10 protein-coding genes are annotated in these 12831 nt (G+C 58.8%); 8 read left to right on the top strand and 2 right to left on the bottom strand.

Annotated features, from left to right (window positions below; translation table 11 throughout):
- Positions 1 to 737: 737 nt before the first annotated feature.
- Both AC3A4M_RS15050 and AC3A4M_RS15045 read right to left on the bottom strand, forming a co-directional pair.
- Entirely contained in the window at positions 738 to 1088 is a 351-nt protein-coding gene (locus AC3A4M_RS15050; RefSeq protein WP_498736534.1) for a cupin domain-containing protein, read from the bottom strand.
- Positions 1089 to 1098: 10 nt separating this feature from the next.
- Positions 1099 to 2523: an NAD(P)/FAD-dependent oxidoreductase gene (locus tag AC3A4M_RS15045; RefSeq protein WP_498736532.1), complete on the bottom strand. Its 1425-nt coding sequence runs from the start codon at positions 2521 to 2523 to the stop codon at positions 1099 to 1101.
- A gap of 283 nt (positions 2524 to 2806) precedes the next feature.
- On the opposite strand from AC3A4M_RS15045, the gene AC3A4M_RS15040 reads away from it, so the two are divergent.
- The 8 genes from AC3A4M_RS15040 (at position 2807) to AC3A4M_RS15005 (ending at position 12829) form a co-directional block, all read left to right on the top strand.
- Positions 2807 to 3100, top strand: coding sequence for a hypothetical protein (locus AC3A4M_RS15040; RefSeq protein ID WP_498736530.1), 294 nt, complete (start codon positions 2807 to 2809; stop codon positions 3098 to 3100).
- Positions 3101 to 3698: 598 nt separating this feature from the next.
- Entirely contained in the window at positions 3699 to 4880 is a 1182-nt protein-coding gene (locus tag AC3A4M_RS15035; RefSeq protein ID WP_498736528.1) for a quaternary amine ABC transporter ATP-binding protein, read from the top strand.
- On the top strand, positions 4873 to 5772 hold the full coding sequence (locus tag AC3A4M_RS15030; RefSeq protein WP_498736526.1) for an ABC transporter permease: 900 nt from the start codon (positions 4873 to 4875) through the stop codon (positions 5770 to 5772). Before AC3A4M_RS15035 ends, AC3A4M_RS15030 begins: the two co-directional genes overlap by 8 nt.
- 59 nt (positions 5773 to 5831) lie before the next feature.
- On the top strand, positions 5832 to 6728 hold the full coding sequence (locus AC3A4M_RS15025) for a glycine betaine ABC transporter substrate-binding protein (protein WP_498736524.1): 897 nt from the start codon (positions 5832 to 5834) through the stop codon (positions 6726 to 6728).
- A gap of 216 nt (positions 6729 to 6944) precedes the next feature.
- On the top strand, positions 6945 to 7397 hold the full coding sequence (locus tag AC3A4M_RS15020) for an electron transfer flavoprotein subunit beta/FixA family protein (protein ID WP_498736734.1): 453 nt from the start codon (positions 6945 to 6947) through the stop codon (positions 7395 to 7397).
- 93 nt (positions 7398 to 7490) lie between these two features.
- Positions 7491 to 7751 carry a hypothetical protein gene (locus tag AC3A4M_RS15015; protein WP_498736522.1) on the top strand — a complete coding sequence of 87 codons (261 nt, stop codon included), beginning with the start codon at positions 7491 to 7493 and terminating at the stop codon, positions 7749 to 7751.
- 1684 nt (positions 7752 to 9435) lie between these two features.
- On the top strand, positions 9436 to 10299 hold the full coding sequence (purU, locus tag AC3A4M_RS15010; RefSeq protein ID WP_498736520.1) for a formyltetrahydrofolate deformylase: 864 nt from the start codon (positions 9436 to 9438) through the stop codon (positions 10297 to 10299).
- A gap of 55 nt (positions 10300 to 10354) precedes the next feature.
- Positions 10355 to 12829 carry a GcvT family protein gene (locus tag AC3A4M_RS15005; RefSeq protein WP_498736518.1) on the top strand — a complete coding sequence of 825 codons (2475 nt, stop codon included), beginning with the start codon at positions 10355 to 10357 and terminating at the stop codon, positions 12827 to 12829.
- The last annotated feature ends 2 nt before the right edge of the window (positions 12830 to 12831 follow it).

The following is a 12831-nucleotide window of genomic DNA, read 5'->3' as shown; positions in this document are numbered from 1 at the left end:
CTTGCGAAGATGCATGAGGGACCGCGTGGTGCGGAAGGCCTTGAGTGAAGAGCGGATCGCTGGCTACTCGATCACACGAACACATGCTTCGGATCCTCTCTATGCGGCCACAGGCAATCCGCTGCTCGTCGAAATGATCCGGGATTGTGGAACCGCTGCTGCTCCTATAACATCTTCGGCGCCCGGCAGGCACTGACGTCCGACGAAACCTCCATATTCTGGACGTCGCATAAAGAGATTCTGCAGCGGCCGAAGTGTACGACCCGGGTCTGTCAGCCGGATTATCGACGACTCCCTCCTCAGCGTCATCGACCGGATCAAGGAACGCCTGCCCCAGAATGCCGCCATGCCAGGAGCCGCGAGCAGCGCGCCGTGCCGCAGTGACGTAGCGGCAGCCCTGTCGTCTCACGCCCCCTACACTGTCCCAGCCATCTCGACATAGCTGCCCGAGATGGCAGGGTGTGCAGTCAGGACAAGGTCAGCCGGCATCCACGGCTTGTCCTGTTCCAGGAACGGAAACTCCTCTGAGATCCACTCCTGCTGAAAGCCGCCTGACGACTCACCCTTGCCGAATCCGCTCCGCTTGCGGGACGAGATCACAGAACCACCGGCACCGCAATGGCGCCGTGTCTGCCGCGTTCTTCCCAAGCGGGCGGGCGGAATGACACCGCTTCACCGCGACGTGTCGGCCTAAAACTCTCTCGATAGGCAGATGTGGCGTCGCTGGTGCTGAGTGCTCACTTGTAAATGGCGTAGACCTTACGGACGGTTTCTGTGACGTCCCATCGGCCGGACCAGCCCGTAGGCAGGACAACAAAGTCTCCGGCACTGATGGTGCTGACTTCGCCTGTGGCGCCATCGGTGATCATTGCGGTGCCTGCCAGGATGTAGCAGACTTCCGTATCGGCCCTGTCGATGACCGGCCACCCGCCGGGTTCGCATTCCCAAACCCCGATGTTGCTACCGGTTTCAGGCGCCAAGGTCCTGACGCTGAGGGTGGGGTTGCCGCTGTCGGCACCGGCCCGCAGCCCGGCCGCCGGCAGGCTGCCTTCGACATCATTCTTTTTAAGCACGGACATTTGTGCCATTGGATTCTCCTTAGTGTGCGCCTGTGAGCTTTTCGAGAATTTTCGAGATATTCGAGGGTTTGCCGGTTAAGCGTTCTTCTACGTCGGCAGCCGAGGCGGCGTACAGGCCCATGTTCACCAGCAGCCAGCGGAGGGGTTCGCGTTCCCATTGGGGCGAGCGATGGTCCACGATGGGCAGGTTTGTCAGGGAAGATTGTTTGCCAAGAATCAAATCGCGGAGCACCCGGCCGGCCAGGTTGCTGGTTGCGACCCCATCCCCTACATAAGGTCCGGCCCAAGCGAGTCCTGTCTCCTTGTTCAACCCAACGGACGGGTGCCAGTCCCTGGGCACGCCGAGCGGACCACCCCATCGGTGGGTGATGGCCGCGTCTTCGAGAGAGGGAAAGAAGTCCAGCATGGTGCGGCGGATTTTGGCGTGGATTCCGTCGTTCACGTCGTAGGACTCCGAGACCGATGATCCGAAGTGATAAGGGGCCCCCCTACCACCGAAGACGAGGCGACCGTCGCTTGTCATATGCGCGTACACGCGCAGATTCCGAAGGTCGTTGAAACCGAATCGCTGATCAAGTCGCAATTCACGCCGCGTCGCTTCAGCCAGCGGTTCCGTTGCCAAGACGAGGGAGTAGAGCGGAGCAAGAGTCCGTTTATGGTTCGGCAATTGCGAGGTGTAACCCTCGGTCGCGCGAATGACGTACTTTGCTGTGACCCTACCGCCGCTGGTTTGAATCTGGCCGGGCTCAAAGTCCACAACATTGGTTTTTTCATAGATGGTTGCCCCCATCTTTTCCACCGTTGCGGCCAGGCCGCGCACCAGTTTCCCAGGATGCACAAGTGCGCAATGCTGGGTGTAGGCGGCTCCAAGAACTCCCTGGGCTCCGACGGCGGCCTGCGCCTCTTCCCGGCTGCGCAGTTCCCACTGCCCTCTCAGCCCGAAGTCATAAGCGGACCTGACGGCTGCCTGAGCTTTGTGCAATTGAGCTTCGGAGCGTGCGAGGGAGAGGAAGCCTTCTTTGCTGAAATCTGCGTCGATTTTCTCCTCCGAGATGATCGTTCCGACTTCATCGACGGTATCGTTCATCGCGTACTGCAGGGAGAGCGCCTGATCGTAACTGTGCAGTTTCGCTACGCGCCCCAGGCTTATCGGGAAGATCCCCGAGCACCAGCCGCCGTTGCGCCCCGATGCGCCGAAACCAACGTACTCGCGCTCGACAACGACCACCCGCAGGGCAGGGTCCGACTTCAGCAGATAGTAGGCGGACCACAGCCCCGTGTATCCGGCCCCGATAATGACCACGTCGGCAGTCATATCAGCGGAGAGGGGCGGGCGAACCTTCTCCTCCGGCAGCGACGCCCACACGGGAACGCCGGGATTCTGGACAGCCCCCAGATCCCTTGCTGCATTGTTTCCCAGCTCAAACTGAGAGTTGATAACCACGATGACACCTTCCTTTCTTCCCTTCGAGTATGGTTTGAACCCGTGACGCATACCATAGACGGTTTGCTAGAATGGGCCCCTCTTGTTAGCACTTCGTATAAATGGCTTGAGGGCTTGCACTGATTGATGATGGCACCGGGGACGTCTTGGCGGATCCCGGCCGGCATAAAGGCACCGGAGCCGGCAACGTCAACCCTGCAGGGGGTGCCAGGACAACTCCGCATGTCCCTGAGAATTCGAACGGGAAATAATAAGGCCCCGGACCCACTGCTGGCTGCACTGTGTGCTCGGAATTACGGCAGTTGAGCTGGAGCAGTACGCGAAATCCGTGGACGAGAGGCGGCACGAAGGGGAAACGGTGCTGGGAAGCCTGCTTGAGGGTGCCTTGGAAATGCGCGCCATCTCCTCAGTCCTTGAGCAACGCGGGATGAGCGGTGGCAGCATCAGCACCGACTTCGTGGGAGTCGATTCCGTGGAGTTCCTTGACCACCGCGCTTCTGTGCGGCGGGTTTCCACCGGCCCTGCTTCCTCCAGCCGCCGGAGTGCTTCACGTATCGGCATGTGGCTCGTTACCTAGCTGGTCCGACAGGTCCCATGGATCCGCAGCTTGGACCCTGCTTCGAGCTCGCCAGTCATGAGGGCCGCGTGAGGGGCTTCAAAGACCTGCTCTCGCCCACCATAGTGCCGGGTTCAATTCAATCCTCGCCAGTACCATACCTGGCGTTTCAAGAGGTAACCAGAATCTTGATCAAAAAAATTTGATCAAACTTATTGACGGGCAGTGTGACGCGCTTCATAGTGGGTTGTATGACCTCAGCACGAATCGAAGCCCGTTGGCCGTTGATCCTCTGCTCTCAACATTCCCCGAAACCTCATACTCCGCAACAGCATCATGAGGACCTCGCACGAGGCGGCCTACAGTGTGGACGGGTTGCCGCAGGACCGGCATCGGAAGTATCACGTGGAAAAGGTGAAGGGCGGTGTTGGGCTGACAATGATCGGAGGCTCAGCGGTCATCTCTTTGGACAGCCCTCCTTTATCAAGCCTGAGGGAAAGCTCCAGCTCTTCCGGATTGCCGACGCGCTCACAAGCCGGAACATCCATGCAGCAAACTACGACGCTCTCCGTCTTTGCGAGGCCGTCTAGGTATGCCAAGCACAACAGGAGTACGGGATATGAACCCACCAACTGCAATAGAAGTGAAGAACCTGACCAAGATCTATGAGTCAGCCGAGAACCGACGCTCATGGCGCCAGCAAAGTCCTCCCCTGCGGAAACCAGCGGTTGATTCCGTATCCTTTTCCATCAAGAAGGGTGAGCTTTTTGTCATCATGGGGCTCTCCGGATCCGGAAAATCCACCCTGCTCCGCATGCTGAACCGCCTTGTAGAACCCACATCGGGCGACACAGTCATTGCCGGGCTGCCAATCAATGGGCTGAAACAAAAGGACCTGCGGGTCACCCGGAACGAGACCATCAACATGGTCTTCCAGCACTTTGCGATCTTCCCGCACCGGACAGTCCTCGAGAACGCTGCATACGGGCTGCAGGTGCGGGGTATGGAGCGGGAGGGAAGGGAAGCCCGGGCCATGGAAGCGCTGGAGACAGTGGGGCTTGCGGATTGGGCGCACGATCTCCCAGGTGCGCTCTCCGGAGGTATGCGCCAGCGGGTAGGTCTGGCGCGGGGCCTGGCAACAGATGCCCAGATCCTCCTCATGGATGAGCCCTTCAGCGCCCTGGACCCTTTGATCAGGCGCGACATGCAGGACCTGCTCCTGAAACTGCAGGAAAAACTCCAAAAAACGATTGTTTTCGTAACACACGACCTTAATGAGGCCATGCGTCTAGGCGACCGCATCATGGTCATGCGGGACGGTAAAGTGATACAGCTGGGAACGGCCGGAGAAATTCTCGCCCGGCCGGCTGACCCCTACGTGGCCAAATTCGTTTCCGACGTCGACCGCTCCCGCGTCGTGACCGCCCAGGAAGTCATGCGCGATCCCCTACTGACGGCTACGGAGGATGAGTCGGCCGCGGACGTTCTGGCCCGGCTGGCCAACGCTGAAGCACACGGTGTATACGTTCTGGACGGGCAGGGTCGCGTCGCAGGAGCCGTCAGCGCAGAAGCCCTGAGCCGGGGAGTGCAAGAGGGCGCAATGTCTTTGGCGCAGATTCCGACAGCTGAGTACGCAACCGTGGATTCCTCCACGCTGTTGAGCGAGCTGTTCCCCCTCGTGGGTCGTAACAGTGTCCCTCTCGGGATCACCAACTCGTCCGGCCAACTGGTCGGCGTATTATCCGTGGCGGCACTCCTAGCCGCCCTCTCTGATACGGAGCGGCGGTTCGAAAATGCTTGAGATTCCCATCGGAAGTTATGTAGCAGATGCAGTCTCCTGGCTGCAGGACAACATGGGAGGGCTCTTCGAAGCGATTGCCTGGCTCATGGAAGCCCTCATCAACGCAGTGCTCATCGTACTGACAGCTCCACACCCCCTCGTGATTGTTGCAATCAGCGGCGTCCTGGCCTTGTGGGCCCGCGGTATCGGACTTGCAGCCTTCACCGTCCTAGGCATGCTCCTGATTCAGAGCATGCAGCTCTGGCCCCAAACCATGGACTCCCTGGCCATCGTGTTGGTCGCCAGTTTCCTGGCCATTGTCGTCGGCGTACCCACCGGAATCTGGGCGGCCCGCAGCAAGCTCGGAAGCCAAATTCTCCGCCCGGTGCTCGACTTTATGCAGACGCTTCCCGTGTTCGTCTACCTGATCCCGGCGGTGTTTTTCTTCGGAATCGGAGTCGTACCCGCAGTGGTCGCCACCTTCATCTTCGCAATCCCACCGGCAGTACGTCTGACGGAACTGGGCCTGCGCCAGGTAGACGGCGAGATGGTCGAAGCAGCAATCGCCTTCGGCGCAAGCCCCCGGCAGATGCTCGGACAGGTCCAACTCCCCCTGGCAATCCCCTCCATCATGGCGGGACTGAACCAGGTCATCATGATGTCGCTGTCGATGGTGGTCATAGCCGGCATGGTCGGTGCGGGCGGCCTCGGAGCCGTAGTTGTCACCGGTATCAGCCGCCTCGATATCGGAGTCGGATTTGAAGGCGGTCTCGCGGTCGTCTTCCTGGCAATCTTCCTCGACCGGCTCACCGCATCCTTTCCGCGCCCTCGTCGCGTCCGCAAGCAGACTGCAAAGACCAAGCCCGTCCAGGCAGGCAAGACCGGGGCTCTCAGCAGCGCACCTACAGGCTAGATGCTGAGCCGGTCACTAATTTTCAGCAGTTCCCAACCACGATCAGAAGGACCGTTCGCATGTTCCCCTCCATTAATCGCCGCCACGCGCTGCAAGCAGCGTTGCTTGCAGCAATACTCCCCGCTACTGCTGCTGGGTGCAGCAACAGCACGCAGTCGGCTGGAAGCACCTCAGGGACAGAACAAGCCATAACCATCGGCATCAATCCATACGACGAAGTTCTCGCCTCCAGCTACCTGTGGAAAGAGATCTTGGAGGAGGAGGGCTACACCGTTGAATTGGAACAGCTCGACGTTGCCCCGCTGTACTCAGGGGTAGCAACCGGACAGCTGGACATATTCTTCGGGGCAGTTCCGCTGACTCACCAGGACTACTGGGACCGGTTCAGCGAGGACTTTGACGTAACAGGACAGTGGTACGACACCCTCGTCCAAGGTGTCGTGGTGCCCGAATACTCTGAAGCCAAGACCATGGCCGACCTCAAAGGCAAAGCATCTGAATTCGACGGAAGAATTGTCGGCATCGAGTCAGGCAGCGGACTCATGGCCCAGACCAAAGACGCGCTGGTCAAGTACGACCTGTCAGACTACAACCTCATCGAAGGAAGCACACCAGCAATGCTGGCAGCCCTGGACCGTGCGATCAAAAACAAGGAATCGATAGCAGTAACCCTCTGGCAGCCCCACTGGTCCTTCCAGAAATACCCGTTACGGCTCCTTGAGGATCCAGAAGGAGTATTCCCGCCGAATGACACGTTCAAGGTGATCACCAGCAAGGAATTCTCCGAGAACGAGGACGTTATTGAGCGGCTGGCTAAGTTCCACATGACCCCAGAGCAACTGCAGTCCCTGGAAGTCGTCATCAACGAGGCGGGCCAGGGCAACGAGCAGGAAGCCGTCAGGTCCTGGATTGAGGATAACCAGGCCGCGGTTGACTCCTGGAAGTCCGCTTCCTAACCCACTCCCCCCGCCCGCGGCAGAGGAACCATACCGGTACTTCTGCCGCTGGCTCGGGACCCCTTGCCAGGTTTTCTTGAAGAAGAAAGCCCATGAAAATCGTGTTGGCGAAGCAGGTCCCCGACACCTGGTCCAACCGCAAAATCAATTTTTGCCCCTCGGGTTACTGGACCGCGACGCGTCTGATCCGGTTGCCGCAAAATCAACTAACGTGCGCTGGAAAATGCCCTGCGAAATAAGGAAGCAACGCCCAGCACAGAAATCACCGCGCTCATCATGGGCCCAGACAGCGCCGTCAGCATGCTCCGCAAACTGCTGTCCATGGGCTCTGACTCAGCCATACTGATCGAGGACGCAACGCTCGCCGGATCGGACATGGTCCAGACCGCGCGTCCTTGCCGCCGCCGTCCGCCAGCCGGCCCGGCCCTGGTGCTGGCCGAAAACGAATCCATCGATGGCCGCGGCGGCATCGTCCCGGCAATGATGTCCGAGCTGCTGGACATTCCCCTGCTGCCCGGACTCGACAACCTGGACATCACGTCCCACCCCGTATCCGGAACCGCCCAGGTGGATGGAGCCTTGCTCACGCTGGAATCCGACTTCCCGGCCGTGGTGTCTGTGTCGAACCCGTCTTCACCGCCCACACCTTGGACAGCGCGCAACACCTAATTCCCTTCCTAAAACGTCCCTAAAGCTTCAAACCCCTAGCAAACCTTTCCCCCGTCCGAAAGTAGCGAAGCCCATTCAAAGGAGAACCTGTCCATGGACTTGAGACGCATCACCGACTGGACGCTTCTCACCGGAGCCAGCGTCGAGATCCGGCAACAAGGAGCCAGGATTTGCGAAGGGCTTGTAGATGCCGTTACCGATGACGGCAAAATCCTCTGGCTGCGGCCACTTGCCGAGAGCCGCCGCCTCTATGAAAAGGCCGAATCTTACGAAGCCTGGGCATCGGAGTACCGTACCGGCTTCCACTATGAAGTCACCAAGGGCCTCGACAGCAATCTGACAGAAAGCCGATGACGACAGCGCTCATTCGAGTAGAAGGGGCGTTCGCCGCGGCCGGGTTCGCTTTCGTCGATGAACACCACCGCCCGGAGGTGCGTTGGTAGAGGGTGCACAATCTCTCGTCCTTCGCCGCCCTCGTAGCCTTTGCCGGTGCAGCCCTCAGCCAATGGCTCGCCCCGGAACCAAGGGGATCTCCCTCACCGAAGCCGCTGCCGGCTACACACATTGACTTCGGTACGCCCAACCGGCCTGCCTGCATCTCACCTCGCCTGTAAAGCGCTCATAAGGAACTGAAATGGCACTGCACCCATTGGAAGATCATTGCTCCCCGATGGCCCGTCCCCTGGCCTTCCGTAAAGCCCGGAAGCGTGGTGGAGGTACGCCGACTGGACGCCCGTATCCGAGAAGGCCTCGTCGAAACAGTGATGCCAGACGGCGGGTCCGTTTTCTGGATTGAACCGCACGGATCCGAACCCGGGATGTTCGTCGGCACTAACGACGAAACCGTGGGGGTTTGGGCCTAATCGCCAAGGAAGGCAGGCTAAACCAATGCTCCGAATCTACTGGACGCTAATGACAGGTTTGCAACCGGCGGTGCGCTTCTAGCCTTCACCGCACAGACCAATTTGCAGCTGGCCGGCGGGCTCTTGGCCCTGACACTGGGTGCTGGAGGAATATCTGCCGGATCAGCGTCAAGCTCGACAGAGAGGCGTGCTCGGACGGGCGGCAATAAATCCAAATATGCCGTGCAGGACCAACCCTAACTGTGCCGCCCGCGCACTTTCATCCTCCTGATCATCCTCGCCTCCACCCTGGGCGGACAGGGAACCATCAAAATCGAAAGAGCCAATGGGAGAAAGCACATTTCGGCTATGGGAGCGGAATCAGCGGGTGAGGTCGAGTCACCATCGCAAATGAAGGAAATGGCCGCCCGGGAACACGTTCAGCAGCCGCGCCAAACAACAGCCCAGCCTCTGAGCCCTAAGACGGATACATGGCTGGGCTGCGACAAGGCAATATTCGAAGAATGCGGTCAAGCTGGATCACACCCCAAACTGACGGCGGAACTGTCGCGACCGCTTAGAACTCTTTTGCCGTTCAAGAGAACGGCCTTGCCCACTCCCCTGAGCCCTGTCAGCACGATGCCCCGGTCACCAGCAGCGTTGGCTTTTACACGTGCCTCCAGCAGATCAAAGGCAGCAATCAACGCGGCCACTCCGAACATTTATCCCCCGTGGCGAATTTAGACGATCATTCCGAGCAAGATTGCCCAATCGTCCACGCAAGAGTGTCCTTGGCACATTAATTCTCCTTACTGAACGATCAGGAGCATGCCCGCGTCGGCGGCAATCACCCAGGTGATGGGAACGCGAGGCTGCAGCCGGCAGCACTTTTTGGCTCTGCGTCCGGCGGGGTTGAGTTCGAACACGGAGTCCGTTCACTGTCATTTGGCCACCAAAACTGTCACTTGTATCTTCGTCTAATGTGGCGCCACCTTTCTTGCTTTTTGTCCATAGCGCGCCTTCGACGGGCAGTTCTATGGTTGTCACAAGAAGTCTCTTCAACCTTCCGGATTTCGAGCAGAACCGTTTCGGGTTGGATGTCCGAGGAACAGGCTCAAGACTTCTTCCTCATTTTCTTGTCATTACCGCCTAGCGCGAGTTGCATGGGCCGGTACCCCTTATAGCTAGGAGCTTTTGTGGAGCGCAAACGCAGTCAGGAGCTGGTTCTTGCCATCAGCTGTGAAGACACTACGGGCATCGTGCACGCGGTATCCGGCTTTCTCCTTGCCCACGGCTGCAACATTTTGACAAGCCAGCAGTTCGACGACGTGAGTGAGAATCATTTCTTCATGCGCGTCCAGGCAAGCTACCCGGACAAGACTTCCGTGGAGGCGTTGAAGTCTGCGTTCCGTGCCACAGCTGAAACTTACGGCATGTCCTGGTCCCTCACGGACAGCACCGAAAGGCCAAAGATTGCCATCCTTGTTTCCAAATTCGAGCACTGCCTGAACGATCTGCTGTTCCGCTGGCGAACGAACCAGCTCAAGGTCGACATCCCGTTCATCGCGTCCAATCATCGGGACCTTGAACCGATGGCGAAAGCGCAGGGAATCCCGTTCATTTATATTCCCGTGACGGCGGAAACTAAGCCGGCTGCCGAAGAGAAGCTCCTCTCGCTGGTCAAAGAGCACGATGTTGATCTTGTTGTACTGGCCAGGTACATGCAGGTCCTCAGTGACGACCTCTGCCGCGAACTTGCAGGGAAAGCGATAAACATCCATCACTCCTTCCTTCCGGGTTTCAAGGGCGCCAAGCCGTACCATCAGGCATTCGACCGGGGGGTCAAGCTTGTTGGCGCCACGGCACACTACGTGACAGCCGAACTGGACGAAGGCCCGATCATCGAACAGGAAGTGCTCCGCGTAGACCACAATTACCAGGCGGAAGACCTGGTTGTCGTCGGGCGTGACGCCGAGCGACTGGCCTTGGCGCGAGCCGTGCAATGGCACGCCGAACACCGCGTAATTCTCAACGGCACCCGCACAGTGGTTTTCAAATGACGAACCGAAAAGTCCCTGGAACCCACGGCGAAACTCTAGAAGCGAGGAAAAAATAATGGACAGGCTCGTCGATAGGAATATCAGCGCTAAAGCTTTCACTGATGATTCATACGGACCAGTACCTCAACGTGTCCGGACTGTTGTCGTCGGCGGTGGAATCATCGGGGCCAGCATCGCCTACCATCTGGCACTCGCTGGCGAAAGTGATGTTCTGTTGCTCGAAAACAACGTCCTGGGAAGCGGGACTACATGGCACGCTGCAGGGCTGGTAACAGGTGCACGGAGCTCGTCGGCCCTGACCAAGCTGGCCAAATACGGGCTTGAACTGTATCGAGAGCTTGAGGAGCTCTCCGGTGTCGATATCTCCTTCCGTCCCTCTGGGTCACTGAACATCGCACGCACCCCTGGCAGGCTGGACGAGATCCGCTACGCCCGTGACGTCGCCGAACAGAACGGCGTAAGGACCGAGATGCTCAATGACGAGCGTTTCAAGGAAGTCTGGCCTATTGCCCGCACGGATGGGATTCTTGGCTCCTTGCTCTTGCCGGACGACGGCTACCTCAACCCCGGACATGCGGCCATCGCCTTCGCCAAGATGGCCCACTCCCGCGGCGTCCAGGTCCGCGAAGGCGTCTCCGTCCATAAAGTCCTCCAAGAGGACGGCAAGACCACCGGAATTGAAACAAGCAAGGGTACCGTCGCATGCCACCGTGTCATCCTCGCATGTGGCCTGTGGACTAGGGAGCTTGCCGCTACAGCGGGAGTTAGTGTCCCGCTGTACCCTGCCGAACACGTTCACGTACGCTCTGAAGAAATCCAAGGAGCGGTGCCCGAGCTTCCCGTTTTTCGCGACCTTGATAACAGCTACTATGTCCGGCCGGAAGCCGGGCACCTCCTTGTCGGGGCTTTCGAACCTAACGGCATACCAAGGCCCGTGGAAGAGGTTGCACCCAATGGATTTGCTGAATTCCCAGCCAATTGGGAGCATTTCGCACCAATCAGAAGTAAGGCCGAAACCGCCATTCCAGCTCTGGCTGACGCTGGCTACGACCGCTTTCTGAATGCGCCCGAAAGCTTCACTCCAGATGCGAACTTCATCCTGGGTGAAACGTCCGAAGTGCAGAACCTCTTCGTGGCCGCAGGGTTTAACTCCCAGGGCATCATCTTTGCTCCGGGAGTGGGTAAGGAACTTGCAGAGTGGGTCATCACCGGTTCACCGGCATTCGACTCCTCCTCCGTGGACGTACAGCGCTTCTCGGAGCATCAGAACAACCGCCGTTACCTGCACGCCCGCACTAAGGAAGGGCTCGGGCGTCTGTACGCGATGCATTGGCCGCACTTGCAGTTAGAGACGGCACGAAACATCCGCCGAACACCGTTGCATTCCCGGCTTGCTGAGCTGGGTGCCTGCTTCGGTGAAGTCAATGGTCAGGAGCGGGCCAACTGGTATGCAGAACCGGGTACGAACCCGGAATACACCTATAGCTACGGCCGGACTGAATGGTTCCATCGCGTGGGAACGGAACACAAGGCCACGCGCGACGGAGTCGTCCTTTTCGATTTGAGTCCCTTTGCAAAGTTCGAAGTTGCCGGTCCGGATGCGCTGGCGGTATGCCAATTAGCAAGCACCGCGGACGTTGATGTTCCCGTTAACAAGGCCGTATACACGCTGTTCCTCAATGAAAATGCAGGCATTGAGCTTGACGGAACTATCACCCGGCTCGGAGACGACCGGTTCCTCGTCGTGACTCCGTCCTTTAGCCGGCAAAAGAGCCTGGCATACCTGAACCGGCTGGCGAAAGGAAGAGCAGCTGCTGTTTTCGATGCGACCGCGGGAATGGCCACAATTGGCGTAATGGGACCACGCAGCCGGGAGCTCCTGACACGTGTGTCCCCTGAGGATTGGTCCGATGAAGCGCAGAGGTACACTGAGGGACGCCGCGTAGAGATCGCGGATGGATTCGCATACTCCCTCCGGGTTAGCTTTGTCGGGGAACTCGGTTACGAGATCTATGCCAGCGCGGACCTGGCCGTAAACGTGTTTGACGCCCTTTGGGAAGCAGGACAAGACCTTGGGGTCCGCATGGCCGGTTACCACGCACTGGATTCCCTCCGTAGTGAAAAGGGATTCCGCCACCTCGGACACGATATCGGCCCTGAGGACGATCCTTATGCAGCAGGGCTTCGTTTCACTGTCGCAATGGACAAGCCTGGCGGATTTGTCGGGCGTGATGCGCTGGTGAAACTCGATCCAGCGAAACCAAAGCACCGCACCATCTATGTAGCCATTGATGATGCAGATCCTCTCTTCGTCCACGACGAAACCCTTTTCTGCAACGGAATGCCGGTGGGAAGGCTTACCAGTGGAAGCTACGGGTACACGCTTGGGCGCGCGGTCGGAATTGCCGCAGTCGACCCGGACACGGATCTCACGGGCAAATTCGAGGTCAAGTGCAAGGGCCAGCTGTATTCGGCGACGGTTTCCAGGCGGCCTTTCTACGATCCCAAAGGCGAACGCCTCCGGGGCTAGCC

This window comes from Arthrobacter sp. Soil_C_60 (assembly GCF_057656375.1).
Note: the sequence above shows the minus strand (reverse complement) of the source record. Positions and strands in the feature narration are given on the sequence as shown.

Coding starts and splice junctions, on each gene's coding strand:
- AC3A4M_RS15050 (WP_498736534.1), bottom strand. CDS start 1,088: ATGGCACAAATGTCCGTGCTTAAAAAGAATGATGTCGAAGGCAGCCTG.
- AC3A4M_RS15035 (WP_498736528.1), top strand. CDS start 3,699: ATGAACCCACCAACTGCAATAGAAGTGAAGAACCTGACCAAGATCTAT.
- AC3A4M_RS15030 (WP_498736526.1), top strand. CDS start 4,873: ATGCTTGAGATTCCCATCGGAAGTTATGTAGCAGATGCAGTCTCCTGG.
- AC3A4M_RS15025 (WP_498736524.1), top strand. CDS start 5,832: ATGTTCCCCTCCATTAATCGCCGCCACGCGCTGCAAGCAGCGTTGCTT.
- AC3A4M_RS15015 (WP_498736522.1), top strand. CDS start 7,491: ATGGACTTGAGACGCATCACCGACTGGACGCTTCTCACCGGAGCCAGC.
- AC3A4M_RS15005 (WP_498736518.1), top strand. CDS start 10,355: ATGGACAGGCTCGTCGATAGGAATATCAGCGCTAAAGCTTTCACTGAT.